General features: G+C 58.2%; 27 protein-coding genes, 2 tRNA genes and 1 pseudogene. 15 read left to right on the forward strand and 15 right to left on the reverse strand.

Going from position 1 to position 26649, the window contains the following annotated elements; genetic code table 11:
• The first annotated feature begins 25 nt into the window (after positions 1-25).
• Entirely contained in the window at positions 26-1363 is a 1338-nt protein-coding gene (locus tag MWU39_RS13310) for a cytochrome P450 (RefSeq protein ID WP_247160634.1), read from the forward strand.
• An 87-nt stretch (positions 1364-1450) separates the two neighbouring features.
• Positions 1451-1951, forward strand: coding sequence for a peptide-methionine (R)-S-oxide reductase MsrB (gene msrB / locus MWU39_RS13315; protein WP_247160637.1), 501 nt, complete (start codon positions 1451-1453; stop codon positions 1949-1951).
• A gap of 32 nt (positions 1952-1983) precedes the next feature.
• Here the strand turns inward: msrB and MWU39_RS13320 are convergent, their stop codons facing one another.
• Together MWU39_RS13320 and MWU39_RS13325 are read right to left on the reverse strand one after the other, a co-directional pair.
• The gene (locus MWU39_RS13320) at positions 1984-2613 is read right to left on the reverse strand and encodes a PilZ domain-containing protein (RefSeq protein ID WP_247160639.1); all 630 of its coding nucleotides are present in this window, start codon (positions 2611-2613) and stop codon (positions 1984-1986) included.
• Between the two features lie 149 nt (positions 2614-2762).
• Positions 2763-2847: transfer RNA gene (locus MWU39_RS13325), tRNA-Leu, on the reverse strand.
• A 131-nt stretch (positions 2848-2978) separates the two neighbouring features.
• Here MWU39_RS13325 and MWU39_RS13330 point away from each other — a divergent pair.
• Positions 2979-4661 (forward strand): cation:proton antiporter, encoded by a 1683-nt coding sequence (locus tag MWU39_RS13330; protein WP_247160640.1) that lies wholly within the window; start codon positions 2979-2981, stop codon positions 4659-4661.
• Between the two features lie 18 nt (positions 4662-4679).
• Here the strand turns inward: MWU39_RS13330 and MWU39_RS13335 are convergent, their stop codons facing one another.
• Together MWU39_RS13335 and MWU39_RS13340 are read right to left on the reverse strand one after the other, a co-directional pair.
• Positions 4680-4961: an integration host factor subunit beta gene (locus MWU39_RS13335; RefSeq protein WP_247160641.1), complete on the reverse strand. Its 282-nt coding sequence runs from the start codon at positions 4959-4961 to the stop codon at positions 4680-4682.
• A gap of 180 nt (positions 4962-5141) precedes the next feature.
• The gene (locus MWU39_RS13340) at positions 5142-5480 is read right to left on the reverse strand and encodes a GntR family transcriptional regulator (RefSeq protein ID WP_247160642.1); all 339 of its coding nucleotides are present in this window, start codon (positions 5478-5480) and stop codon (positions 5142-5144) included.
• A 184-nt stretch (positions 5481-5664) separates the two neighbouring features.
• Between MWU39_RS13340 and MWU39_RS13345 the strand changes: the two genes are divergently transcribed.
• Genes MWU39_RS13345 through MWU39_RS13365 form a run of 5 tightly spaced genes read left to right on the forward strand, consistent with a single transcriptional unit; the run spans position 5665 to position 11268 of the window.
• Positions 5665-7338, forward strand: coding sequence for an oligopeptide:H+ symporter (locus MWU39_RS13345; protein WP_247160643.1), 1674 nt, complete (start codon positions 5665-5667; stop codon positions 7336-7338).
• 26 nt (positions 7339-7364) lie between these two features.
• Positions 7365-8762, forward strand: a complete 1398-nt coding sequence (locus MWU39_RS13350) for an amidohydrolase (RefSeq protein WP_247160644.1) — start codon at positions 7365-7367, stop codon at positions 8760-8762.
• Complete coding sequence (locus MWU39_RS13355) at positions 8759-10069, forward strand: amidohydrolase family protein (RefSeq protein ID WP_247160646.1); 1311 nt, start codon at positions 8759-8761, stop codon at positions 10067-10069. The genes MWU39_RS13350 and MWU39_RS13355 overlap by 4 nt, the downstream gene beginning before the upstream one ends.
• Positions 10069-10569 carry an FKBP-type peptidyl-prolyl cis-trans isomerase gene (locus tag MWU39_RS13360; RefSeq protein ID WP_247160648.1) on the forward strand — a complete coding sequence of 167 codons (501 nt, stop codon included), beginning with the start codon at positions 10069-10071 and terminating at the stop codon, positions 10567-10569. The genes MWU39_RS13355 and MWU39_RS13360 overlap by 1 nt, the downstream gene beginning before the upstream one ends.
• 27 nt (positions 10570-10596) lie before the next feature.
• Positions 10597-11268 (forward strand): NnrU family protein, encoded by a 672-nt coding sequence (locus MWU39_RS13365; protein WP_247160650.1) that lies wholly within the window; start codon positions 10597-10599, stop codon positions 11266-11268.
• Here the strand turns inward: MWU39_RS13365 and MWU39_RS13370 are convergent.
• From MWU39_RS13370 to rpe, 10 genes are all read right to left on the reverse strand, one after another.
• Positions 11265-12062, reverse strand: coding sequence for an alpha/beta fold hydrolase (locus tag MWU39_RS13370; protein ID WP_247160652.1), 798 nt, complete (start codon positions 12060-12062; stop codon positions 11265-11267). The genes MWU39_RS13365 and MWU39_RS13370 overlap by 4 nt on opposite strands.
• Positions 12063-12074: 12 nt before the next feature.
• Positions 12075-12872 carry a crotonase/enoyl-CoA hydratase family protein gene (locus tag MWU39_RS13375; protein WP_247160653.1) on the reverse strand — a complete coding sequence of 266 codons (798 nt, stop codon included), beginning with the start codon at positions 12870-12872 and terminating at the stop codon, positions 12075-12077.
• Between the two features lie 283 nt (positions 12873-13155).
• Positions 13156-13386, reverse strand: a complete 231-nt coding sequence (locus tag MWU39_RS13380; RefSeq protein WP_247160655.1) for a hypothetical protein — start codon at positions 13384-13386, stop codon at positions 13156-13158.
• Positions 13386-15311: a 1-deoxy-D-xylulose-5-phosphate synthase gene (gene dxs, locus MWU39_RS13385; protein ID WP_247160656.1), complete on the reverse strand. Its 1926-nt coding sequence runs from the start codon at positions 15309-15311 to the stop codon at positions 13386-13388. Before dxs ends, MWU39_RS13380 begins: the two co-directional genes overlap by 1 nt.
• Before the next feature lie 141 nt (positions 15312-15452).
• Positions 15453-15914 (reverse strand): transcriptional repressor, encoded by a 462-nt coding sequence (locus tag MWU39_RS13390; protein ID WP_247160658.1) that lies wholly within the window; start codon positions 15912-15914, stop codon positions 15453-15455.
• A gap of 49 nt (positions 15915-15963) precedes the next feature.
• On the reverse strand, positions 15964-16650 hold the full coding sequence (gene msrA, locus MWU39_RS13395; protein WP_247160659.1) for a peptide-methionine (S)-S-oxide reductase MsrA: 687 nt from the start codon (positions 16648-16650) through the stop codon (positions 15964-15966).
• Positions 16647-16826 carry a hypothetical protein gene (locus tag MWU39_RS13400; protein WP_247160661.1) on the reverse strand — a complete coding sequence of 60 codons (180 nt, stop codon included), beginning with the start codon at positions 16824-16826 and terminating at the stop codon, positions 16647-16649. Before MWU39_RS13400 ends, msrA begins: the two co-directional genes overlap by 4 nt.
• Positions 16827-17203: 377 nt before the next feature.
• On the reverse strand, positions 17204-18826 hold the full coding sequence (purH, locus tag MWU39_RS13405) for a bifunctional phosphoribosylaminoimidazolecarboxamide formyltransferase/IMP cyclohydrolase (RefSeq protein WP_247160662.1): 1623 nt from the start codon (positions 18824-18826) through the stop codon (positions 17204-17206).
• 20 nt (positions 18827-18846) lie between these two features.
• Entirely contained in the window at positions 18847-20724 is a 1878-nt protein-coding gene (locus MWU39_RS13410; RefSeq protein ID WP_247160663.1) for a heparinase II/III family protein, read from the reverse strand.
• Positions 20724-21386 carry a ribulose-phosphate 3-epimerase gene (rpe, locus tag MWU39_RS13415; protein ID WP_247160665.1) on the reverse strand — a complete coding sequence of 221 codons (663 nt, stop codon included), beginning with the start codon at positions 21384-21386 and terminating at the stop codon, positions 20724-20726. The genes MWU39_RS13410 and rpe overlap by 1 nt, the downstream gene beginning before the upstream one ends.
• 218 nt (positions 21387-21604) lie before the next feature.
• Here rpe and MWU39_RS13420 point away from each other — a divergent pair, with 218 nt between their 5' ends.
• Together MWU39_RS13420 and MWU39_RS13425 are read left to right on the forward strand one after the other, a co-directional pair.
• Complete coding sequence (locus MWU39_RS13420) at positions 21605-22120, forward strand: DUF2141 domain-containing protein (RefSeq protein WP_247160667.1); 516 nt, start codon at positions 21605-21607, stop codon at positions 22118-22120.
• Positions 22121-22165: 45 nt separating this feature from the next.
• Positions 22166-23371, forward strand: a complete 1206-nt coding sequence (locus MWU39_RS13425) for a M20 family metallopeptidase (protein WP_247160669.1) — start codon at positions 22166-22168, stop codon at positions 23369-23371.
• An 8-nt stretch (positions 23372-23379) separates the two neighbouring features.
• Here MWU39_RS13425 and MWU39_RS13430 read toward each other — a convergent pair.
• Positions 23380-23456: transfer RNA gene (locus tag MWU39_RS13430), tRNA-Arg, on the reverse strand.
• 142 nt (positions 23457-23598) lie between these two features.
• Between MWU39_RS13430 and MWU39_RS13435 the strand changes: the two genes are divergently transcribed.
• From MWU39_RS13435 to MWU39_RS13455, 5 genes and pseudogenes are all read left to right on the forward strand, one after another.
• The gene (locus MWU39_RS13435; protein WP_247160671.1) at positions 23599-24000 is read left to right on the forward strand and encodes a hypothetical protein; all 402 of its coding nucleotides are present in this window, start codon (positions 23599-23601) and stop codon (positions 23998-24000) included.
• 44 nt (positions 24001-24044) lie between these two features.
• Positions 24045-24536: an MmcB family DNA repair protein gene (locus tag MWU39_RS13440; protein WP_247160673.1), complete on the forward strand. Its 492-nt coding sequence runs from the start codon at positions 24045-24047 to the stop codon at positions 24534-24536.
• 39 nt (positions 24537-24575) lie between these two features.
• Positions 24576-25346, forward strand: coding sequence for a sterol desaturase family protein (locus MWU39_RS13445; RefSeq protein WP_247160675.1), 771 nt, complete (start codon positions 24576-24578; stop codon positions 25344-25346).
• Complete coding sequence (locus MWU39_RS13450; protein ID WP_247160677.1) at positions 25343-25780, forward strand: DUF2141 domain-containing protein; 438 nt, start codon at positions 25343-25345, stop codon at positions 25778-25780. The genes MWU39_RS13445 and MWU39_RS13450 overlap by 4 nt, the downstream gene beginning before the upstream one ends.
• A 141-nt stretch (positions 25781-25921) precedes the next feature.
• Positions 25922-26521, forward strand: a pseudogene (locus MWU39_RS13455) (hypothetical protein); the annotation flags it as partial.
• Positions 26522-26649 lie beyond the last annotated feature (128 nt).

The following is a 26649-nucleotide window of genomic DNA, read 5'->3' on the forward strand; positions in this document are numbered from 1 at the left end:
CACGTTGTCCTGACGGGAGAGAGATATGGCCACGATTGCCCCAAAGCGCCCTGAAGTGCGCACATCGCCGACTGCTTATGAAGCTATCAAAGAGCACTACGAGAACAATCCAGGCGAACGCCCCGAGCATCCGCACAAGTGGGATGTGAGCCGCAGCGATATCTATTTCGAGGACAAGTGGCAGCCGATCTTTGCTGAGATGCAGGAAGCCGGCCCGCTCCACTACATTCCCGAAAGCCCATACGGCCCGTACTGGGCGGTGGTTGGCCATAAAGCGATCCAGCATATCGAGGCCCTTCCAGAAACCTTCTCGTCCAGCTGGGAGCATGGCGGGATTACAATCCTAGAGCGCTTGACAGAGGAAGAGGCTGAGGCCGCCGGGGCTGACACGCGCGAGCTGCCGATGTTTATCGCGATGGACCGCCCGCAACATACTGGCCAGCGCCGTACGGTTGCCCCCAAATTCACACCGTCGGCGATGGTCGATATGGAAACAGAGATTCGGCGGCGCACAGGCGAGTTGCTCGACACTCTGCCGCGCGGCGAAACCTTCGACTGGGTTGAAGAGGTTTCTATCGAATTGACCACGGGCATGCTGGCAATCCTGTTCGGTTTCCCGTGGGAAGACCGCCACTTGCTGACATTCTGGTCCGACTGGTCAGGTGATACAGAGCTTGCCACTGTGCGCGATCTGGACGCGACCCGCTGGGAAATCCTGCAAGAGATGGCTGGCTATTTCCAGTCGCTCTGGATCGAACGCACTCAGGACAAAGAGCCCGGCGATGATCTCATTTCGATGATGATCCATTCCGAAGCGATGAACCAAATGCGCCCCGAAGAGTTCATGGGCAATCTGGTACTGCTTATCGTAGGCGGAAACGACACCACCCGCAATTCGATGAGCGGCTTCATTCATGCGCTCGACAAGTTCCCGGATCAGCGCAAAGTGTTCGAGGAAAACCCCGATGTAATCCCGAACGCCGTACAGGAAATGCTGCGCGTGCAGACGCCGCTCGCGCATATGCGCCGTACCTGCACCGAAGACACCGAAGTTTTTGGACAGACAATCAAAAAAGGCGACAAAGTCGTCTTGTGGTATCTCGCCGCCAATCACGAAGAAGGCGTGTTCGAAGAGCCGCACAAGCTCGATCTGCGCCGTGACAATGCCCGCCGCCATATCGCTTTTGGTTACGGCATTCACCGCTGCGTCGGTGCGCGCTTGGCCGAATTGCAATTGCGCATTCTTCTTGAAGAGATGCACAAGCGCCGGATGCGGGTGCATGTGGCCGGTGATGTGGAGCGTGTACGGGCGAACTTCGTCCACGGCTTTCGCAAACTTGAAGTCGAAATCACCGATTTCTGAGCTGGCCTAAGCGCCCAAGTGAAACTTTTTGGACGTTTCCAACGTAAACAGAGGTGAGACACTTTTGTTTTGTCGGGAGCAAAACGCATGAAATTTGGACTATCCAGCCGCCGCCGCTTTATCGCGAGCGCCGCAATCGCAGCCTCCATGCCAGTGCTTGCGAGCTGCGGAGCTACCCCTGCGCAGGCCCGCAAAGATTTCCGCATTCGGAAAACCGAAGGGCAATGGCGCCGCTCCCTGACCCGTTCGGAATTCCAAATTCTGCGCGAAGCGGGGACCGAACGCGCGTGGACCTCACCGCTGAACAAGGAAAAGCGCAAAGGCACATACAAATGCGCCGGATGCGGGAATGCAATTTACTCGTCAGCCCACAAATATGACAGTCGCAGCGGTTGGCCGGCATTCTACAAAGCCATCGACAAAGGCGCAGTCGGCACATCCGTCGATTACAAGATCGGCTATGCCCGCACAGAGGTGCACTGCGCGGATTGCGGTGGGCATCTGGGACACATCTTTGGAGACGGCCCCAAGCCAACAGGCAAGCGTCACTGTATCAATGGGATCGCAATGGACTTTGTCCCGGCATAAGCAGTTCGGGCAGTCATCTGGACCTGAGGGGCTTAGTCGGAAAGAAGCGTAGGCGACTGTAACTTGGCTGCCAATCGAGCGAAGTCGCCAAGCGTGAACGTGTCATCGAACACCACGCCATACTGGTTGTCTCGCCGCCAGCGTACTTTCGCACGAACTTCCTTTAATCCCTCAGGGCTGGAAAGACGCAAAGTCTGATCAATTGCAAACACACCGTCGCATTCGAATCGCGCGCCTTGCTGCGACAGGTTTTCGACAACAGCTTCGCATGACTGAGTCAGCGTACCGACCGTGATGGGGAAGAAAACGCCCAGACGCAGTCCGCGTTTCGGGTATTCGCCAGCCTCATTGATAAGTTGAGCGACATCAACGGAATTTGTGAATTCAAAACCGGCTTCGTTGTTGCGTTCCCAGACGGGCCTCACTTCGTAGCGTCCGCCGCCAGGCATATGCAGTTCCAGCGGGTCACCTTTCGGCAGCCCATGGAACAAACGCACGCTCACGCCAGTCTCGGACACGTCGCGGATCACGCAGACAAATTCCCCCTCATGCGCGACCAAACGCGCAGCCCGGATAAGCAGCGTAAAGCGCGGTGCAACGCGCAGTTCGGCTGCATTGTCCGGTTCTGTTTCAACGCGCGGATTGGTCGCCATATTGTCCATTTCTGGTCGCCTTGCACCCTGCATAATCCTGATCAGATGCAGAGAACCGAGAGTGGTCGTAAAGATTCGAAAAGAATCGATAGGTCCAGACCGGTTAAGACGGCGATAATGCCGGGCTATGGTTGGCAGATAATTGGAGAGTTGGCAGCTGGTGCGGGTGGCGGGACTCGAACCCGCACGATCAAAGATCAGGGGATTTTAAGTCCCCGGCGTCTACCATTCCGCCACACCCGCCGATGCAATTGCCCAGCTGAAATTGCGCGATAGCCAGCGGAGCTCGACACGGCAACCGATCAAACACCTCGCTTGCCACTTCGCACTTTAGGCCCCATTTGCCAGAGCCAACGCATCATTCAGGGACAGCTATGGCAGGCGAACTTCACGACGCGCATTCAGTGGTCGCCACAATCCAACCGGCGATTACCTTGCTTGGCCTCGGAATAGGGGCCGCGCTAATCTCGCGCGCGTGCCGCCTCAATCCGATTGTCGGCTATCTCGGGCTGGGGCTCGGGATTGCGGCACTTGGCTATGCCGATGACTTTAGCGGTCCGGTGGTCGCAGCAATGGCTGAAGCTGGCGTGATGTTTCTGCTGTTTAATCTCGGACTGCACTTCTCGCTTGGACGCATAAAAGCCGAGGCCGCCAATATCTTCGGTTTCGGCAGCTTGCAGATGCTCATCGCAGGGGGCGGATTTGCTGCCCTATTCTGGGCGATCGGATTGCCCGTTGAGTTCGCCATTATCGGTGGCTTTGCCATGGGCCTGTCTTCGACTGCGGTTGTCATTGGCCTCGTACGCGAGCGCGATCAGGAAGATTGCCCGGTCGGGCGCGCCTCGCAATCAATCCTGATCTTTCAGGACATCGCCGCGATCCTCCTTCTTGTCGCAGCAGGAGCATTGGGAAGTGGCGGGGCCATTGCGCCGCAACTGGGCCTGGCCGGCCTCAAAGCACTGGCGGCATTTGGGATTGCAGTCGTGTTTGCGCGCTATCTGATCGGTCCGCTGTTCAAACTTATCGCGAGAGCCGGCAGCAGCGAGGTGTACACCGCAACCGCGCTGTTCATTGCGCTAGCTGCTGGTTGGGCGACTGGGGTTGCGGGTCTTTCGCTCACCCTTGGGGCGTTTCTCGGCGGTATGGCAGTGGCGGACTCCCGTTATCGCATCATGGTGCAGACGGAAATTGACGCGTTTCGTGGGCTATTTCTCAGCTTCTTCTTTATCTCGGTCGGCTTGGCGATCGATCCGGCAATCATCGCCGAGAATTGGATCTTGGTGATCGCCGCCGCGGTTGGATTGATTGTCCTTAAATGCGGATTCAACGTGCTCGCGGGGCTGGCGAACCGTTGGTCTGTGCCAGGCTCGATCCAGCTTGGTTTTCTTCTTGGACAGGGCAGCGAGTTTGCGCTGGTTCTGTTCGCGATCCCGGCTGTTGCTGGTCTGGTCGATAGCGAGGCGCTTTCGATCCTTGTGTCAGCCATCGCGATCAGCCTTGCCGTGACGCCGCTCGTTTCGAATATCGGCCGGAAACTGGCAGGCAAATTGCGGGCTGGCCCAGCAGACAAAAAGCTCGAAGGTGATGATGCGCCGGTTGTCATAATCGGGCTGGGGCCGGTCGGGCGCGGCGTCGCCGATGCGCTCGCATACAACGACATCGGCTATCTTGCTGTGGAACCCAATGTAGCGCGCTTCGAAACCGCTTTGGCAGATGGTTACCACGTGCATCAGGCCAATGCAGGCGATCCGCGCAGCTGGGATGCAATCGGCATGGGTAAGCGCGAAGTTGTTGTCGTTGCTACAAACAATCTCAACGTTTCACGCGAACTTGCGCCGCTTGTTGAAGATCGGCTGCCCAATATTGAACGGGTGATCGGCTTGCCGGGGCCCGAAGGTCTCGAGGAATTTGCCGAGCTTGGGATGATGCCAGTCGACGTGACACGCGAAGGCGGGCCCGATCAGGTCGTCGACATGGTGTTTGCCGCGCTTAATCGCGAGCGCAAATTGCCGAACTCCAACTTCGTCAATGACGAGGCTGAGCGGGTCACTGCATGATAGGAATGATGAGCGGCGTTAGGAGCCGTTCAAACGCTGCCGAATTTCTTTGCCAGCTTTGAAATACGGCACACGTTTCGCCGGTACTTCGACAGATTCGCCGGTGCGCGGATTGCGTCCTGTGCGAGCATCGCGTTCTCGTGTCGAGAATGCCCCAAAACCGCGAAGTTCGACCCGGCCACCTTCGGCCAGCCGCTGCGTAATCTCGTCAAAGAAGATATCGACGACCTGCTCGATCTCTTCAGCGCGCAATTCCGGATTGTCATTGTGCAATTGCTGCAGCAATTCGGATCTAATCATATCTTTGACTTCCCAGTGATCCAGGACGGACGCATGAATGTATGCAATCCGTCGTGCCCCTCAACTATGCCCCGACCCAAAGGCGCTTCATGAACAAACGCTGCCATGCCCGCGCCCATGTGGCAAGTCGGAGGTGGCATAAAGTTGCATTTTTCTCATTACGGCACAGGAATTTGCCGTTTAAGTGCACTCGGCCAGCTCAGCGAGGTCCAATCCGAGTCGGCGCATCCGCGCACGAATTTCCGGCCATTCCTCCTGGAGGAACTGTTCTTTCTCGCGAGTGCGCAATTGCTCAGCCGCGCCCTCGACAACATACATGCCGACGCCGCGCTGGACCTCGACTAACCCGTCATTCTGAAACTGCTGATACGCTTTGGCCACTGTCAGCGGATTTGCGCCTTGCTCAGCCGCAAGCGCGCGCACCGACGGCAACATTTTGCCCTCGGCATATTCGCCTTGAATGATGGACGCGGCGATTTGATCGCGCAGTTTCAGGTAAACAGGTCGGCTTTGGCTCATAACATCCTCGCAAAGTGCAGTAGTGCCATAATACAGCGAAGCGCGTCAAGTTCCCGCCCTTTGTGAGGCGTGCGACGAACCGTGCAACAAAAGCTTCACAGCGCCGAAACACACGTTAGGGTGCGCCGCTTGATGCGCCCGTGGGGTCGGGCGCGACGATAAGATAAATAGGGATCTGCAGAACATGGGCGAACTTAAAGAATTTGCGATGTGGGGATATGGGGACTGGGCCATGGTCGTGGCCTCGATCGTCCTTGGTATCTTTCTGATCGGCGGCGCTTGGGCGGTAACCCGCCCTCAAGAAGAGGTCATGGGTCACCCCAAAGGACTCTACATGCTGTTCTTTGCCGAGATGTGGGAGCGTTTCTCTTACTACGGCATGCGCGCCTTGCTTACGCTCTATCTGGTCAAGCACTGGATGTATTCGGATGGCAGCGCCAACCTGATTTATGGTGCCTATACCAGCCTCGTATACATCACGCCGGTGCTCGGCGGTTGGCTGGCTGACCGATACTTGGGACAACGCAAAGCGGTTCTGTTCGGCGCTGTTCTGCTGACACTCGGTCACTTCTTTATGGCGTTCGAAGGCGACGGCTCGGGCTATGCCAACGATCCAACGCTCAACGTATTCTGGCTCGCTCTGGCATTGATCATTGTTGGCTCAGGCTTCCTCAAAGCGAACATCTCCGTGATCGTGGGTCAACTGTACCCGCGCACAGATATTCGCCGCGATAGTGCTTACACGATCTTCTACATGGGCATTAACCTCGGCGCAGCGGCAGGCGTTCTGATCGCCGCGTATCTGGGTGAAACTGTCAGCTGGGCGCTCGGCTTTGGCCTTGCTGGCTTCGGTATGCTGCTCGGCCTGATCGTGTTCATCATCGGCAAGCCGCTGTTGAAGGGCAAAGGCGAAAGCCCGAACCCTGCGAAGTTGAAAGAGAAAGTCGGCGGCATTAGCCTCGAATGGCTGCTGTACGGTGTCGGCTTCGCCGGTGTCGCGGTGATCTGGTTCCTGATCCAGTATCAAAGCCTTGTCGGTGGCATCTTGCTGGCTTCGGGCATCGCGCTTCTCGCATACGTTCTGTTTGAAGCGTTCAAGCTCGACAAAGAAGCACGCGAACGTGTGTTCGCGATGATCTTCCTGATCTTGCTGATGCCTTTGTTCTGGGGTTTGTTCGAGCAAGCTGGCGGTTCGCTTAACCTGTTTACCGATCGCCACGTTGATAAGGGCGGTATTCCAACCACCTTCTTCCAATCGATCAACCCGATCTACATCATCCTGCTTGGCCCGCTTTTCGCAGGTCTGTGGCAGTGGATGGCACGCAAAGGGATTGAACCCTCAACGCCTGCCAAAATGGGATTGGGCATCGCGCAGATGGGCCTCGCCTTTATCGTAATGGTCTGGGGCGCTGAAACCTTCAGCACCACTGGCGAAGCTGGCGCGATTATGATGCCAGTGCTCTTCCTGTTCATCTTCTACCTGCTGTCGACCACTGGTGAGCTTTGCTTGTCACCGGTCGGCCTCTCGGCGATGAACCGGCTGTCCGTGAAGCACATGGCCAGCCTGATGATGGCAGCGTTCTTCTTCGGCACGGCAGGCGGCAATTATGTCGCAGGCTTCATGGGCTCGCTCATGGGTGAAGGCGAAGGCGGCAACATGACCCGCGAAGGCGCTCTTGAAGCGTACTGGACCATGGGTCTCGTCGCTTTTGTCGTCGGCATCTTGGTTTGTTTCGTCAGCCCGCTGGTGAAGAAGCTGATGCATCTCGACACGCTGAAAGACGAAGAAGACGATCACCTTGCTGGCGAAGCCGAACTTGGCGAACCTGCAGCTGCTGGCACTCACCCGGCGCAATAACCCGTTAAGTGAACAGGGGAATGAATGTGACTAAGAAAGTCTGGATTGCAGCAGCAAGCGCCTTTGCGCTTGCTGGCTGCGCGACGACCGGTTCGGCCAATACGGCTGGCGACGATAGCGGATCCGATGATGCGCCTCGCTTTGCTGCCCAAACCGAAGCGGAAGGGCCATTCCCCTCAACTTACAATGCCTATCCGGGCACGCCGACCGCTCTGGTTGGCGCGACCGTGTATGACGGTGCGGGCAATCGGATCGAGGGCGGCACTGTCCTCTTCCGCAATGGCAAAGTCGAAGCTGTCGGCGGCAGCGATCTTTCGACCGAAGGCTACGCAGTCCTCGATGGCACCGGTAAATTCGTCACACCCGGGATCATCGATATCCACTCGCACCTTGGCGATTATCCATCACCGGGTGTTCAGGCACACAATGACGGCAATGAAGCCACCGCGCCGACTACACCGGATGTCTGGGCCGAACATTCGGTGTGGCCGCAAGATCCCGGTTTCAGCCGCGCGCTCGCCAATGGCGGCATTACCTCGCTGCAAATCCTGCCCGGCTCAGCCAACCTGATGGGTGGTCGCTCTGTCACGCTTAAAAACGTGCCAAGCCGCACTGTGCAAGGCATGAAGTTCCCCGGTGCGCCATACGGCTTTAAAATGGCCTGCGGTGAGAACCCAAAACGCGTTTACGGCGGACGCGGGCGTAAGCCTTCGACACGCATGGGCAACTTCGCAGTCAACCGTCAGACTTGGTACGACGCAATCGAATATGCGAATAATGACGATGCCAAACGCAACCTCGGCAAAGAAACGCTGAAAGGCGTTCTCGAAGGCGACATCCTCGTCCACAACCATTGCTACCGCGCGGATGAGATGGCGCTGGTGATGGATATGGCCAAAGAGGTTGGCTACAAAGTCACCGCGTTCCACCACGCGGTCGAAGCCTACAAAATCGGCGATCTGCTGCGCGAGAATGGCGTATGCAGCGCAATCTGGGCCGACTGGTATGGCTTCAAGATGGAAGCCTATGACGCGATCATGGAAAACGCCGCGCTGCTCCAGAAAGAGGGCGCCTGCGTGGTCATCCACTCAGACAGCCAAAACGATATTCAACGCCTCAATCAGGAAGCTTCCAAAGCGCAGGCAGCCGGTGCGCGGATGGGCATCGAAATTTCCGACGCGGACGTGATCGGATGGATCACTCTCAACGCTGCGAAGGCCATGGGCATCGACGATATGACTGGCAGCCTTGAAGAAGGCAAAATGGCCGACGTTGTCCTTTGGAACGGCGATCCTCTGTCCGTCTATTCACGGCCTGAAAAGGTCTGGATCGACGGGGCTCTTATGTATGATGCGATGGACCGCAAACGCCGTCCGGTTAGCGATTTCGAGCTTGGCCAACCCGGCGAAGGAGATGTGAAATGAAGCGCCTCCTAACTCTCGCGGCTTCGGCCATCGCTCTTTCTGCAACCCCGGCCTTGGCTCAGGATGTGGTTATCGCAAATGCGACCGTCGTAACTGGGGATGGCAGCGAGCCGATCCAAAACGGCGTCGTTATGGTCGAGAATGGCCGCGTCACCTATGCAGGCACGGCAAACGGTCAATCGTTCGCGACAGACTTGGTTGTGGATGCGGATGGCGCCTGGGTCACACCGGGCATCTTTGCAACCGTCACAACGCTCGGGCTCGTCGATGTCGGCGCGGTGAGCGAATCCAATGATAGCCGTGCGGGCGGTGCTCCGTTCAGCGCGTCGCTCGATGTCGCTCCTGCGGTCAATCCAAACTCGCAGAATATCATGATCCACCGCGCCGCAGGGATCACCCGCGCTGCGACAACCACGCTTCCTTCGGCTTCGATTTTTGCCGGACAAGGCGCGATCATTGATCTGGATTCCGACGGCACGCCCATTGTGAAAGCCCGCGCTTTCCAGATGGTCGACCTCGGCGAAGGCGGTGCGCGCCGTGCCGGTGGCAGCCGCGCTGCGACCTACACCTTGTTCCGTGCATCCTTGCGCGAAGCTCAGGCGCTATCCGGAGGGGGAACTCCGCAAACGACCGAAATCACCGCCGACGGCGAGGTACTGCTAGGCCGCTTCGATGCCGAGGCTTTGAAGCCAGTGGTTGCGGGCACGCAAAAACTTTATGTCGGGGTCGAGCGCGCAGCAGACATTCGCAGCGTGCTCGCGCTCAAATCCGAATTCCCGCGCCTCGACATGGTGCTAGTGGGTGCGAGCGAAGGCTGGCTGGTAGCCAACGAAATCGCGGCCGCTGGTGTGCCAGTGCTCGCTGATCCGCTGGACGCATTGCCGACCGGTTTCGATCAGCTTGCTTCCACTCAAAGCAATGTTGGCCGAATGAAGCGCGCTGGCGTAAAAGTCGGCTTGAACGCGGCGAGCATCGAGAATCCACGGCGTTTGGCACAGCAGGCCGGCAATCTCGTCGGTCTCGCGAAAATGCCTGGAGCAGCCGGACTGACATGGGGCGAGGCGTTCGCCTCGATCAGCTCAATCCCAGCCGATATAAGCGGGATGGGCGGCAAAGCGGGCGTGTTGAAACAAGGCGCTCTCGGTGATGTCGTGATCTGGGATGGTGATCCGCTGGAAGTGACATCCGTCCCGACCAAAGTGTTTATCGGCGGTGTTGAGCAGCCTTTGGACAGCCATCAAAGCCGTTTGAAAGAGCGGTACCGCGATCTTGACGAAAGCGATCTGCCAAAGGCTTACGATTGGTGATGCGGGCGATTGCAGCGGCGGCGCTTGCCGTTTCGATGATCAGTGCGCGCCCTGCAATTGCGCAGGAAGACACGGTAGAGGAAACCGCCGAGCAGGCGGTGAATGACATCGCCTGGCACACCGCCCAGCAAACCTATCTGTTCGATCTGAAAACTGCGGATGGCTGGCGTTATATGGATGGCGGCCTGCGGTGGCGATGGACCCGATATAACGGTTCTGAAGAGAGGCCGAGCGTCGCCGATACGGTGACCCTGCATTACGAAGGCAAACTCATCGACGGGACGGTGTTCGACAGCTCCTATCCACGCGGAGAACCTGCGACTTTCCCTCTCGGACGTTTGATTGAAGGCTGGAAAATGGCTGTGCCGAATATGGCAGTGGGCGAAGAGATCGAAATCGCGATTCCTTCTGACCTTGCTTACGGCGCTGAAGGTAGAGGCCCGATCCCGCCCAATGCCACTCTGCTGTTCAAAGTTGAGCTGATCGCTATCGCAGAGTAAGTTGACGGCAATCTAGGGGGATTGCTCATGTCTGCGCTCACGGAACTTGTTGCTGCAAACGTAGCTTTTGTTGGCACACATTTCGCCATGTCGCACCCTTTGCGCGCGCCTTTGGTTGGGGTGCTTGGCAATGTCGGCTTTCAGATCGCTTATTCGCTGGTCAGCTTTGCGACGCTTGGGTGGATCTACTTCGCGTTCAAGGCAGCGCCAGCAGCTGACCTACCCGGTTCGGGCGATTTTGGCTGGATCATTGCTACGATCATCACTCTGCCCGCGATGATCTTGCTGGCGGGTTCGTATGTCAGCAACCCTGCAATGCCAACGCCAAAAGCCGCAGAACAAGCCCGCGCAGAACCGAAAGGCGTGTTCAAAGTCACCCGTCACCCGATGATGTGGAGTTTTGCACTGTGGGCATTCTCCCACATCGCCATCCATTACAGCTGGCGCACCATGATCACCGCATCGGCGATGGGTTTTCTCGCGCTGGTCGGAGCGCATCTTCAGGACCGTAAGAAACAAGTTCTTATGGGCGAAGCGTGGGCCGAATGGGAAAGCAAGACCAGCTTTTGGCCGCGTTGGAGCGCGATCTTTGGCGCCGGAGCCTTTCCTTGGGCGGTGGGGCTGATCTTCTTCGTTTTCTTCTGCTGGCTCCACTTGCCAATTGGCGGCGTTCCTGCGGGCATTTGGCGCTGGTTCTAACGCTCAAAATCGAGCGACAAAATCCAGTCTCGCCGGGCTTCTTGGGATCGGCGCTCAAAACTCAGCCCATGACCGGAGCCGTCAAAGGTTTGAAATTCGTGCTCCTTGGCAAGCGCGGCGAGCGCCCGCCCATGTTCGTACGGCACGACAAAATCGTCCGTGCCGTGCTGGATCAGGATCGGCATATCAAGCTGCCCGATCTTGGCTGCGTTGTCATATTGCTCTCGGACAAGGCTGCGCGCGGGAAGCCACCACAGGTTGCTCTGCGCCGCATCGGGCAATGACGTGAACGGCGCGATGAGCACAAGAGCCGCTGGGTCATGGCGCAGGGCCATTTCCGTACCCACGCCGCCTCCGATCGAATTGGCGACGATGACCGTTTTTTCCGGATAGATTCCTGCCTCAGCAAGCCAAGCCATCGCGGCGTCACCGTCGAGGTAGAGCCCCTTTTCCGAGGGATCACCCGGATTGCCGCCATAGCCGCGATACTCAACCATAAAGACGCCGAAACCAGCCTCAGCAAAGGTCATATTGGAAGCGCTCGCCGCCTCGAGAGTGCCGCCATTGCCGTGAAAATAGACAATTGTGGGAAGCCCCTCTTGCGCAGGGCGGTAAAACGATCGGAGGTTCAACCCATCCGAAGTCTGCAGCGTGACCTCCTCATAGCCAGGCGTCAGCACGGCTGGAGACTGCGGAGCCGGATAGATGAAATGCGATTGAAACGCCCACATGATCACCAACACCGTGACATAGCACGTCGCAACCATAACCAGCGCGGATCGGAGCCATTTCATGCGGGCGGCAGCCTATTCGCCCTTAAAGGTTGCAGCGCGCTTTTCGATAAGCGCGGCGACACCCTCAGCATGGTCTCCGGTCGTATGCATCATCGCCTGAGTGTTGGCCGCCATTTCCAGCGCCGTGTCATAATTCACCTGAGTGCCCTGCCGCAGCAGCATCTTGGACTGACGCAGTGAGTGGGGCGGCATCGCTGCGATCTTCGTCGCCATCTCCTGAGCTTCGGCCAGCAAGTCATCATGCGGTACGACGCGGCTGACGAGGCCCCAATCCTGCGCTTGCTGAGCGCCGATAACATCGCCGGTGTAGAACAATTCCGATGCGCGGCTCATCCCGATCACGCGCGGCAGGATCCACGTTCCACCATCGCCGGGAATAATGCCCAGTTTCAGGAAAGTGACGCCGAACTTGGCCTTGTCGCTCGCAATGCGAATATCGGCGAGGCATGAGACATCGCAGCCAAGACCAATAGCAGGCCCGTTGACCGCAGCGATAACTGGCACGCGGATAGCGTGGAGGGCGCGCAGCATCATATGAATATTGTCGCGGTATCCATCGGAGATTGCAGGCGTGGAGCCGCCAAACGTGCCGGTCTTGCTCTGCATAGCTTTGATATCGCCGCCCGCGCTAAAGGCCCTGCCTGCGCCCGTCAGAATGACGCAGCGCACATCGATATCGCGATTGATCGCATCGCAAGCGGCGCGGAATTCCTCCCCATCCCCCGGCGCGCCTAGCGGGTTCATCGTATCGGCGCGGTCGATGGTCAGAGTGGTGACGGGGCCGTCGCGTGTAGTCTGGAGCAGGGGCATCGGGTTCCTCAAGTGATTGCGATGCTTCGGTCTAGCACAAAAGGCCGCTTTGAACAGTTGGATGCGGATGACACTTTTCCCAACATGTCACCCTGTTTTCTGGGGCGTTACTTCGTCTTTTCAGAGGGTTGGTGATGTTGGATACAGGTGACACTTGTCCAACTCTGGGAGTTTTATTGAGGCATTTGTACGGCGGGGGCATGGCCTAACCGCTATGCCAGCGACGCATGATGTAGGAAAGGCAGCCACAGCTTCGTCACCCCTGCGGAGGCAGGGGTGACGATTAGTCAAAAATCGAAAGCAGCCTTCGTGTTCCGAGACCAATTGCCGTCAAGATCGCAAGCCATAACGCGGTGACCACAAGTTGAGCGACGGGGTCCAACGGCTCGCTTGTGGTCGCGCCTCCGTTGGCAAACCAAGTGAACGCGTAGATAAGCGTGACGACCAGCGCCAAGACTACGCCTAAGGCCCTGATTATAATTTCGGCAAAGGTTTCAACCAGCCAGCGCGGCATCAGGCCGAAGCCTCCTCAGCAACCCCCGCGCTGTTATGCTTCAGCGCCTTCAAAACCGTATCGACGATCTGCGGCGCGTTCAGACCTGCTTCGTCATACTGCTTCGCCGGGTCATCGTGATCCTGGAATGTGTCCGGCAGGCGCATCGTGCGAACCTTCAAACCGCTATCCGTCAGCCCCTCATCCGAAGCATAGGTGAGAACGTGTGCACCGAGGCCGCCGATGGCGCCTTCCTCTACCGTGATCACCACTTCATGCTCGCGCATCAGTTTGGCGATCAGGTCTTCGTCGAGCGGCTTGGCAAAGCGCATATCGGCGACGGTGGTCGAAAGCCCCTTTGCCTCCAGCGTGTCAGCCGCCTTCTTTGCCTCTTCAAGACGCGCACCGAGTGACAGGATAGCGACCTTGGTGCCTTCGCGCACCACGCGTCCCTTGCCGATCTCTAGCTTTTCAAGCGTGTCAGGGATCGCAACACCCACGCCATTTCCGCGCGGATAGCGGAAGGCAATCGGCCCGTCGTCATATTCGACCGCAGTGTAGGTCATATGCGCCAGCTCGGCTTCGTCAGCCGCCGCCATCACCACCATATTCGGCAGTGTCGCAAGATAGGTAATGTCGAACGCGCCAGCATGGGTGCAGCCATCCGCACCGACCAGCCCGGCACGGTCAATCGCAAAGCGGACCGGCAGGTTCTGGATCGCAACGTCATGGACGACTTGGTCATAGGCGCGCTGTAGGAAGGTCGAATAGATCGCAGCGAATGGACGCATGCCCTGCGCGGCGAGACCGGCAGCGAATGTCACGCCGTGTTGTTCGGCAATGCCGACGTCAAAACTGCGCTCCGGATGCGCTTTTGCAAAACGGTCTACACCGGTGCCCGATGGCATCGCGGCGGTAATCGCGCAGATACGGCTGTCGGTTTCAGCAAGCTTCGCCAGAGTATCGCCAAAAACGTTCTGATAGGCGGGCGGACCGGCAGCGCTTTTCTTTTTCTCGCCTGTGACAACATCGAATTTGGGCACGCCGTGATATTTGTCGGCGCTTTCTTCGGCGTATTTGTAGCCTTTGCCCTTCTGCGTAACGACATGGATCAACACCGGGCCTTCAGATGTGTCGCGTACATTCTCGAGCACAGGGATCAAGTGATCAAGATTGTGCCCGTCGATTGGCCCAACGTAATAAAAGCCGAGCTCTTCAAACAGCGTGCCGCCGGTGACCATACCGCGCGTATATTCTTCAGCCTTGCGAATGCCTTGGTGCATCCGGCGGCTCATTTTCTTGACTGCTTTTGAAGCAAGACTGCGCAGGCCAAGATATTCGCTCGAAGAAACCATCCGCGCGAGATAGGCGGAAAGACCGCCCACCGGCGGCGCGATCGACATATCATTGTCGTTGAGGATCACGACGAGACGATTGCCCGCCTGCTCGGCGTTGTTCATCGCCTCATAAGCCATGCCAGCGCTCATCGCGCCATCACCGATCACCGCGATACCGCGACCCGGCTTGTCGTTCAGCTTGTTTGCCATGGCAAAGCCAAGCGCGGCCGAAATCGATGTCGACGAGTGCGCTGCGCCAAACGGATCATATTCGCTTTCCGTGCGCTTAGTAAAACCTGACAGCCCACCGCCCTGGCGCAGGGTGCGGATACGGTCGCGCCGTCCGGTTAGGATTTTGTGCGGATAGCACTGGTGCCCCACATCCCAGACGAGTTTGTCATCGGGCGTATTGAAAACATAGTGGATCGCCACAGTAAGCTCGACCACGCCGAGGCCCGATCCCAAATGGCCGCCAGATGTGCTGACAGCATCGATCATTTCGGTGCGCAATTCGTCTGCGAGCTGGCGGAGTTGTTCTGGCTCTAAATCACGAAGCTCGTCTGGTGTAGGCACTTGATCGAGCAGTGGAGTGTGGGGCTTTTGATTCATGAGAAGCGCTTTACACCCTCAAAATGAAACTGTCGATGAACGGCTCGCCGCTCATAGAGAACGCTTCAGCGCTCGATCAGACCCTCCACTCAAGCTCAGATGCGCCTTTTGCACCTTTCCCTTCGGCTCGCGGCAAACTGTTTAAGCGCATGCACGGCAGACGCCGCGAATCTCCAAGACAGGGCGTTCAGCCTTGAAATTCTTCGCCGCGGCAAGAGCACGCACGGTCCGGCTAACCTCTTCATCATCAACGTGGGTCGCATCGCCGCATTCATCGCAAACGAGGAAGATGCAGTCATGCTCGCAGCCCGGGTGAGTATTCGCGAGATAGGCGTTGGAGCTTTCCACGCGCAGCGCGAGATTGTTCGAAACAAACAGATCGAGAATGCGGTAAACGCTGTTGGGTGCCACCCGCTTGCCGCGCGCAGCGGAAAGATTATCGGCGATGTCATAGGCCGAGACCGGGCGTTCGTGCTTGGCAAGCTCGGCAAACACGGTTTCGCGCATGCCGGTCCATTGTTCGCCCGAGCCCGTCAACGCATTGCGCGCCGCCTCAACCAGCGTTTCTCCGGAATGTTCGTGGTGCGCGTGATCATGTGCCATGCGCGATGATATAGGCGCGGATTGGTCCCTCGCCAAGCAGCGGCAGTGCTTAAGCCCCGTCGCGGAGGAACTTGGTCCTGTAATCACGCGGGAACATAACACGCAACGCCTTCACTTTAGGGGCGTCCCAGCGGACGATGTAACCGTGACGCGGGTTCTTCGCCATAAAGTCCTGATGGTACTTTTCAGCAGCGTAGAATTTCCGGTGCTTCTCGATTTTAGTGACGATCGGGCGCTTCCAGATACCGGATGCGCTCATCTGCTTGAGATAGGCTTTGGCAACCGCATTCTGCTCGGCATTCAACGGAACAAGTGCGCTGCGATAATGCGCTCCAACATCAGGCCCCTGACGATTCTTTAGTGTCGGATCGGTGACCACCGAAAAGAAGATTTGCACCAGCTCGTCATAACGCACGACATAGGGGTCATAGGTGATCATCACCGCTTCGGCGTGATTGGTGCCGCCCGCGATAATGCGGTTGTATTTGGCCGTTCCTGCAGAGCCGCCATGGAAACCAGAGACCGCTGATTTCACGCCTTTGACGTGGCTGAAAACGCCTTCCACGCCCCAGAAACAACCGCCTGCAAAAATGGCGGTTTTGAGGCCCGCGCCCTCTTTGGCTATCCGCTTGGGCGCGGGTGCGTTGACTGGCTCTTCCAATGCTAGTGCGGGAGAGGAACAGGCCGATAGGCCCATAGAGATAGCGGCCAGGCCGAGGACAAGAGTGCGCTTCATTCGGAAATGCTCCAGAAATCATCCGAAGGCTGCGGCGCTTCCAGTGTCACAGCGGCGTTCGCCGGCGACGAGATTTGATCGCCCCATTGATCAATCGTCGCCGCACCAACAATCACTGCTCCAACGGCAAAACCAAGAGCAAAGTTGCGATAAAGATCAGGGGCAAAGAGGTTCATAGGGATTCTCAAGATTTCGTTTTGCGTGTCTCAAGCGCCCCATTGCACCGCGCCGGATTGCGCGAAAATGAATGCGGCCTTCATGCGACAATTCGCGACAAAGTTCGATTTAGTTACGCCTCTAGAGAGAAAAAGATGCCAAGCCGTTAACCTTGTTTGTTTCGCGCCCTCAAACGCCGGGCGCGGGCCATCCGGCCCGCTTGGCTTCCTCGCATAAGCTCGGGCGGCCGGTCGGCCTTGCGATACCTTCGGCATCGAATCGGTGCGAAAGCTTAGGTAAAGCTGCGGAGCACGGCGCGCAGCGCCGCAAGGGCGACCGCCCGCCCGCAGGTCCGAAGGGCCTAGGAAAGCGCACCCCGGATGGGGTGCGCAAAACATCAATGCCTAAAGTGCCGCATGCTGGTCAGGACCATTGCGAGGCCTGCCTCATCAGCCGCCGCGATCACTTCTTCGTCTCTAATCGAGCCGCCAGGTTGGATCACAGCAGTTGCCCCCGCTTCGGCGGCTGAGATCAGTCCGTCGGCAAACGGGAAGAACGCATCCGATGCAACCGCACTACCAACGGTGCGCGGCTCAGACCATTCATAGGTTTCCGCAGCCTCTTTCGCCTTGATCGCCGCTATGCGGGCTGAATCTCGGCGGTTCATCTGCCCCGCTCCGATGCCAGCCGTCGCCCCGTCTTTGGCATAGACTATTGCGTTAGATTTGACGTGGCGTGCCACCGTCCATGCAAACAGGCAGTCTTTGAGTTCTTGCTCTGTCGGCTCACGCTTCGTCACCACCTTCAGATCATCGAGCGTCACCGCGCCATTATCGCGCCCTTGGATCAGCATGCCGCCTGCGATGGTCTTCATTGCAAAGCCGCCCCGGCGCGGATCGGGCAAAGTTCCGCATTCAAGCAGGCGCAGGTTTTTCTTCTTGGCAAAGACCTCGCGTGCTTCGGCGCTGACTTTCGGCGCGATCACAACTTCTGTGAAGATGCTGGCGATGGCTTCGGCAGTTGCGCCGTCCAATTCCGTATTCACCGCAACGATACCGCCAAAAGCTGAAACACTGTCGCATTGAAGCGCATCATTCCAAGCCGCCAGCAGCGAACTGCCTTGCGCCACACCGCATGGGTTGGCGTGTTTGACGATCACAACCGCAGGGTCTTGTCCGGCAAATTCAGCGACCAGTTCCAGCGCCGCATCAGCGTCGTTCAAATTGTTATAGCTCAGCGCCTTGCCTTGAAGCTGTTCAGCCTGCGGAACGCCGCTCGTACCAGTCACTTGCGGGACATAGATCGCCGCTGATTGGTGGGGGTTTTCGCCGTAACGCAGGATATCTTCGCGTTTGAAAGCCAGTGGCATGGTGTCGGTGAAAGGCGTGGCCTTGAGAGCTTCCGGACCAAGCGGATTGGTAAAGGCATCGCCAAAGGCGAACCAGTTCGCAATCGCCGCATCATAGGCGGCCGTGCGCGCATAGGCCTTGCCCGCCATGCGGATACGGAACGCATCTGACGTCGCGCCATCATTCGCGTCCAGCTCTTCGAGAAGCTCGGCGTAGTCCGCCGCGTCTGTCATGATCGTCACAAAGCCATGGTTCTTGGCCGCGCTGCGGACCATGCTCGGCCCGCCAATGTCGATATTCTCGATCACTTCCGCGCGTTCCGCGCCTTTGGCGACAGTAGCCTCAAACGGATAGAGATTGACCACAACGAGATCGATCGCGCCGATACTGTGTTCGTTCATCGCGGCGACGTGTTCGTCATTATCACGCAGCGCCAACAATCCGCCGTGGACGGTCGGGTGCAGCGTCTTAACGCGGCCATCCATCATTTCCGGAAATCCGGTAAGTTCAGACACATCGAGCACATCGAGACCCGCATCGCGCAATGCCTTGGCCGTGCCGCCTGTGCTCACCAGCTCAACGCCGCGTGCTGCCAGTGCCTTGCCCAAATCCGCAAGGCCACTTTTGTCGGACACCGAAAGCAGCGCCCGCTTGATTACCGTTTTTGCCAATTCTCTAATCCCTTTGGGTTTTAACCCATCTTCTTGAGCAGCCAGGAGAATTGACCCCCGCCGCGTGACGTCAAACCTTCGATCACCAATTGCTCTGTCGGATGCGGACGACCATCGCCATCGACCCACAAGCTGTCTTCGCATTTCAGCGCGACATCCGCCGCGCCCGCCGCGTCACCGCGCAAGCGGAACTGCCACAGCTTTCCATCCGGCGTGAGCAAGCTTGCACCGCGTCCGTCTTCGGACAGATGCGCCTCAACCCCGCGCCCGAGATGGAAACGGATCGCAAAGCCGATCTTGCCGCGTTTGCCCTTGCGCGAGACGGGCAAAAGGATGTCTTCACCCGCCAACTCGCTGCCATCCGTACGGAGGGAAAGGACCCGCTGGTGCGTGAGGCCAAAGCGGGCGCCGTAGCCATCGTGGCTGGCCTCAATCCGGTGCGCTTCGCGGCCATGTTTGCTCAGCACTTTGCGCTCAACGTCAACCGTTTCCGCCCCGCGCCCAAGCTTACCGTGCAGCAGCACAGCTGTGGAGTTGGCATTGTCGAGAATAAGAGTGGAATGCGCCGCAGTCGCGCGCAGGCCTTGCCCAATTCTCGCAGGGATCTGGCCACCTGAAAGCGACGATCCGCCACAATTGACGATCAGGCGAGACGGGCCGTCTGAAACTTCAAAAGCAAGCGTCGATGCGCAGCCATTGCGAACATGGCGCGCGCGGGGAGGCGGAGCGGCGTCAAATTGCACCACTGTTTTGCCGCCGCGCAGCCGGTGAAAGCCCCAATGCTCAACTTCCTTGAGCGGGCGCGTGCGAATGCCCGTTGCCGCAAGCAATGACGCCACTCGGTCGGCGGCGATTGCGCCATTGCCTTGCCAACTGCCCAAACCGCCATCGCCGTGACGCAGCACCAGCAGCGGCGGCACCAAAAGCTCGCGCATCACAATCAGCGCTTCGGGAACATCGACCTCAACTGCTTCATAGCACGCGATCAAGTTGGTCAGAACCGCGATGGCGTCCATTTGCGCCTCTGGGCAGCGAGCCAGCACGCCGCCATCTTCGCCAACCAATTCCCCAAGCGCGCGAATAAGCGCAGCTTCGCCATAAAGGCGTCGAGGCTTGCCTTCCGGCAACAAAAGCCCGGCTGCCGTCACGCCAGCAAGACCAGCAATCTGGCCAAGCCCTGCGCCTGTGCGGACCGCTTTGCGGTCAAGCCAACCGGCTGTTTCCTGAATGGCGGCAAGCAGGCGAGGCCGCAACTCACCACCTTTGGTGCCGAGGATTAGAGGCGCGTGGACCAGCCAAGCGAGCAGGCGGAGGCCGACATTCTCCACCTCCCACGCCGGGCCTTTTGCAGGTTCACCATTCGCTTCGAGCCAACGCAAGGTGATCCGTTCAGCAGAACTGATGCAGTCTTCGCGCGGCGCGCTAGCAGCGAGGTCCGCCAGCCAAGAGAAAGAGTGCAAGGTGCGCTCAACCCGCGGCGCCGACTTAGCAGTGGCCTCAAAATTGACCTGGGCGATCGGCAGTTTGACGCCATCGATCAGAAAATGCCCCGCTCTGATCGCAGTCCCGGCGGCACGATTGCCAATGGCGGGAGCATCGACCGTGGCGAGAATACGCACAGGTGCCGCGCGGCGGAAGGGAGCCGCGAGCGCATGACCGGGCACACCCATACGGTATGCCATGCGGATCAAAGCCTCACCTGCGCTGGAACGCGGCGCGATAACATCCGTCAGCGCGAGAGCGCGCGATGTTTCGACTTCGGGATGGAGGCTATCTTCATCGCCAGCAACAACGGCCAAACCGCCCGCATGCTCATTTCCCCCGCCTAGGGGAAGGGCGGCATCATCAGCAATATCCTCGATCTCGTCTTCGGGAGTATCGCGGAACAGGGTTGCCATTACCTCTCGCCCTTAAGCGCGGCGATATTGGCAGCGTATTGATCGGGACCGCCTTTGAATGTGGCTGACCCTGCGACCAGCACATCGGCGCCGGCCTCTTCGCACAATCGCGCAGTTTCCGGGTTTACTCCGCCATCAACTTCGAGGTGGATCGGGCGACCCTCTTTTTCGATCATGGCGCGGATGCGGCGCACTTTATCGAGCTGTGAATGGATAAACGTCTGCCCGCCGAAACCCGGATTGACGCTCATCACAAGCACCAGATCGACGAGGTCCATCAGATTATCGAGCACCTCGACCGGCGTGCCGGGGTTGAGCACCACACCGGCCTTTTTGCCCAGCGCGCGGATCGCCTGAAGCGTCCGGTGGACGTGGGGCCCTGCTTCGGGGTGAACGGTGATGATGTCCGCGCCAGCCTCGGCAAAAGCCTCCAGATACGGATCGACAGGCGCGATCATAAGGTGGACGTCAAATGTCTTGCTTGTGTGCGGGCGCAGAGCCTTAACAACATCTGGTCCGATTGTGATGTTGGGCACATAATGTCCGTCCATCACATCGATATGCACCCAATCTGCACCGGCTGCGTCAATCGCTCGCACCTCCTCACCCAACTTCGAAAAGTCAGCGGAAAGAATTGAAGGAGAGATCAGTGGTGCTGGCATAATTGTATCTTCGGGTGTGGGAAAAGTCCCGTATCGCGCTGCTCCACCATACGGCACGCACGAATCCTCTCACAAGCGCGGGCCGAACCCTTTTCCACCGGTGTAAGGCTCAGTTTTGGGTCAATTCAGGTGGAATTCAGCGCGCCTGTGCCATTTGTCGATGCATATTGGGCCCCGTGAAACGGCCACGAATGTATTTGAAGGTTTGGAATACGACTATGAAACCAATGGCAATTGGCTTTGGAGCGCTGGGCGCTCTGGCGCTCGGTTCAGCGCTGGCAATCGCGCCAGCTGCCTCCGCACAAACGGCTTACGCCCAGGTAAGCGGCAACGATATGAGCAAGTGCGCCGCGGGCAACGGCCCTGCGGTGCGTCTCCGTGTGAGCGGATTGAAGTCTTCCAGCGGCAATTTGTTCGTACGCGTTTATTTCGCCAAGAGCGGCGATTGGCTCAAAAGCAAACGGTACCTCACCCGCATCGACACGAAACCGCGCCAGGGGTCTATGACAGTCTGCGTGCCAGTGCCGCGCGCAGGCAACTACGCCATCGCTGTTCAGCATGATGCGAACGGCAACCGCGAAATGGACTTTTCGAAAGACGGTGCCGGCATGTCGAACAATCCGAAGATTGGTTCGTTTCTCGGTATCCCGCGCCCACCTTCGGCGAAGAAAGCCAGCTTCAGCGTTGGAAACGGCGTCAAGCCACTCGCCATTACAGTCCGCTACCGCGACTGACTTTAACCGCTATGCGCGCGGGGCAGGCAGCGCTAACCTGCCGTCATGCTAACCGACACACTTCTCGATTCCGCCCGCGCACTCGCGCCTGATATCATTGCGCTGCGCCGCGCCATCCACGCCGAACCGGAACTGGGCCTACACACGCCGCTGACCATGGCGAAGGTGCGAGAGGCGCTGTCCGATCTGCCGCTTGAATGGAAGACCGGCCCGTCAACGACAGGCGCTGTCGCGACACTCACAGGCGGAAAGGCCGGCGCAGATGCTCCCCGCGTGCTGCTACGCGGCGATATGGACGCGCTGCCTATGGACGAGAAAACCGATCTCGATTTCGCATCCACCATTCCGGGCCGGATGCATGCCTGCGGTCACGACACTCACACCGCAATGCTAACGGGTGCCGCGCGAATTCTCGCCGCGCAGCAAAGCGAGTTGACCGGCACTGTCGATTTCATGTTCCAGCCGGGCGAAGAAGGGTATCATGGCGCGCGCTTTATGCTGGATGATGGCCTGATTGATCCGCTGCCCGATGCCGCGTTTGCGCTCCATATTATGCCCAACGCCGCATACGGTGTTCTCGCGGGCCGCGCAGGGCCGCTAATGGCAGCAGCTGATCAATTCACCATCACCGTCAAAGGACGCGGCGGGCATGCCTCCATGCCGCATGATTGCGCCGATCCCGTGCCAGCCGCAGCGGCGATTGTCGGTGCGATCCAAGCCATGGTGACGCGCCGTTTTAAAGCCACCAATGCTGTGGTTGTGACCGTGACCCAGATTCACGCAGGCACCGCCCACAACGTAATTCCGGACGATGTCGTTCTGGGCGGCACGATCCGCACGCTTTCCGCCGATCACCGGGAGAAAGTGCACGGCCTCATCGCAGAAACCGCGCGCCAAACCGCGGCTGCATACGGCGTCGAGGCAACATGCGAGCTTGAGTTCGGCTTTCCCGTGACGCTGTGCGATACAAGGGCTGTCAATCTGGGCGAGAAAGTCGCGAAGCAGCTAGGCGGAGCAGAAGGTTGGCGCGATCTACCCGACCCGATCATGGGCGCAGAGGATTTCTCCTACCTGCTCGAAAAAGTGCCGGGCGCGATGTTCTTTTTGGGCGTTGCGCCCGATGGCGAGGACTGGACACAGTGCTGCGCGATCCACTCCCCTCGAATGCATGTAGACGAAGGCGCATTACCACACGGGGCAGCAATGCTCGCAGGCTGCGCGCTCGAATTCATCGAAAACGGGTTCGCGTAGAGAAAAAATGGCGCACCCGAGAGGATTCGAACCTCTGGCCTCTGCCTTCGGAGGGCAGCGCTCTATCCAGCTGAGCTACGGGTGCCGATTGCCTGACGCTACAATCACGCCGGGCGCGCCGATTAGCAAGGCTTATGCCGCTTCGCCAGCCAATAATCGACATCGGGCGCAAATGGCCAATCCAACATTAACCAAAAGACAAGGCGTTCGCGTCTATACAGCGCTCCATGTCAGCACTACCTCCAGAGCAGATGCGCGTAATGCGCGAAACGGCCGAGCAGGCCACACGCCCCATCCAGGCGCTCGCGCAGAAATGGGATGACCTGCACAGCAGAGCTGCTGAGGTCGCGGCTCTGGCGCAGCTTGCACCCGAAAAATCGGATCAGGACGCTGACCGCTTCGCGACAGCGCTTGGTCAATCTGCCGAATGGCAACGCGAACTGGCGTGGCAGGGCATCGAGGATATCGATGCAATGATGCAGCCCGGATTAAGAGCGCTAAAAGTCATCACGGCTCGCGGCATGGATGCAAATGCTCCCGCACTGGCGCTTTGGCGCGAATTCCATATGGCACGCGAAGGGGTCCTGCATGTGCTCGTGACCGACAGGCGCGCGGTGCCCCGCGACTAAGTCAGCAGGTTGACCTTGTTCGCGGTATGTTCCAATCATGCCGCATGACTTCTACCGTTCCAGACACAATTGATTCGCCTTCAACTGCTCAGGATGTGGCGCGCGGCATCATGCGCCTATTCGCGCGCAACGATATCTGGTGTCTGCCAGAGGTTCCGCTCAAGAATGGGCGGCGATCTGATTTGATGGGCGTTGATGCCAAGGGCCTGATCGTGATTGTCGAGATCAAGGTCGCTCGCGGCGATCTGCTCGGCGACAGCAAATGGCCCGATTATCTCGATTATTGCGACCGCTTTTTTTGGGGCGTGCCGCCAGGGCTCGACCGAAGCCCGCTGGAAAGCGAAGCGTACCGGCCTGATGCCTGCGGCGTCATAGTGGGCGATGGCTATGACGCAGAGATATTGCGCCATGCCCCTCTCGATCCGCTCGCAGCTGCCCGGCGCAAGGTTCAGGTCGAACGGCTCGCCCGAATGGCGATGCGACGCCACACCGTCTTACATGATCCGCATTGCGGCGATCCGGTAAGCGCGGGATAGGACTGTTTTCGGTAAGCTTTCTGCGTCATACATGGCGCCATGCTATCGCCTGACACGCCCATCCTACTTGCCTTATTGATCGTTAGCCTCGTGACGTCGGGATTTGTCGCGGCCCGGTACTTCGCGTCCAGTGGGCTTTTCGCATGGATCACTCAGCGGGTTCGCCCGGGTCTCTATGATGGACAGCGGGCGCAAATTGGCCGCGAGATCCGCTGGTCCTTGCTCGCCACGGTCATTTACGGCGCGCCCGCCGGGATGCTTTTCTGGAGCTGGAACCACTTTGGCTGGACACAGCTTTATGCAGGTTTCACCGACTATCCGCTGTGGTACCTGCCGCTTTCGGTGCTGATCTATCTCTTCGCGCAGGACACGTGGTTTTACTGGACCCACCGCGCGATGCATGAACCCCGATTGTTCAAAGTGATGCATAAAGTCCATCACGACAGCAAACCGCCAACCGCGTGGACAGCAATGAGTTTCCATTGGCTGGAATCGATCATTGGGGCGGCGCTGATCCCTGCAATGCTGCTCATTGTGCCAATCCACATCGCTATGCTGGGCGTGGTGCTGTCCATCGCAACCCTGATGGGCGTCACCAATCACATGGGTTGGGAGATTTTCCCGCGATGGCTTGTTCATTCCCCGTTGGGACAATGGGTGATAACAGCCAGCCATCATGAAAAGCATCACGAGGAGTATCGATGCAACTTCGGTCTGTATTTCCGTTTCTGGGATCGCGTTTGCGGGACCGATCGCGGCTTCTCGAAACGCATCGTGAGCGAAGCCGGGCACGAAAGCGCCCAAGCATGATACGCTCCGTGGTTCTTGCCGCGGGCACCGCTTTGACAGCGATGGCTGCGCCCGTCGCCGCGAGCGAAGTCACGATCACGGTCACCAATTTGCGATCAACCGAAGGGGTTGTGCGAGCCTGCATCACCGCCCTCGAAAAGGCTTTCCCCAAGTGCAAGAAAGACCCTGAATCGCTCCGCACCGTCGTGCCAGCAGGTGAAACTGTGACCATTACGTTCAAAGGTGTGAAACCCGGCAAATATGCCATCGCGCTGCTGCATGATGAAAACAACAACGGCAAAGCCGATCGTGCCTTGGGCATGATGCCAAAGGAAGGATATGGCTTTTCGCGCGATGCACCGGTCCGGATGGCGCCGCCGAAATTCAAAGATGCGGTGTTCGATCTTGGCGAAGCACCACAAAACCTGACGATAAAGATGCGCTACTTCCTCTAGGCAAGCACGCAATTGGCTGACTGACGTCACTGGCCCTATCGCTCGCAATTCTCAGAATTCCAGCATGCACTTAACGGGATGTTTACCACGCATCTCCAGAACCCCAGACGGTAAACGTTAAGCAAGGGGCGTGTTAAGGCCATGGACAATCTGCGGGGTACTTTTGATTCCAGCGATCCGATCGGCAACGATCAGGACTGGGATGCCCACGAAGACGAGGTGGCGCGCGAATTGCCGCCCGAAGCAATCGGCCAGGATGAGCGCCGTATGCAAGTGCGCGCTTATAATCACTGGGCCAGCCTGCTTGCCGATAACAGCTTTCCTTCGATCGAAGATCTTGAGCCGCACAATCTCCATGATTTCGGCCCGAACAGCGTGCTGCTCGATTTTTCTGCTGGCGTTGAAGACCCCGCCGTTCAGTATCTGGGGGACCAGCTTGCTGAAGAATGCGGCACAGACGGATCGATCAAACAGCTGTCAGACGTGCCGCCGCGCTCTTTGTTGAGCCGGATTACCGATCACTATATGCAGATCCTCGCCAATCAGGCGCCAATCGGCTTCGAAGCGGAATTCGTGAACCAGCGCGGTTCCTCGATCATGTATCGCGGTATCCTGCTGCCATTTTCGAGCGACGATGAAACCATCGATTTCATCTATGGCGTGATCAATTGGAAAGAAATCGCGGACCAGGTCACTTCGGACGAATTGCTGCTTGAAATCGATCAAGCACTCGAAGCAAGCGACGAGCCAGCCGAAGATGAAGACGAACCGCAAAAGCATCATGCCGATCAGCTTGTCGACGCACCCAGCGCCGACATTTTTGAACTCGGGGCAGAAGCCGAAATTTCTGAAGAAGCCCCGGCATTTGA

Source organism: Erythrobacter sp. F6033 (genome assembly GCF_023016005.1).
Taxonomy (GTDB): Bacteria; Pseudomonadota; Alphaproteobacteria; order Sphingomonadales; family Sphingomonadaceae; genus Erythrobacter.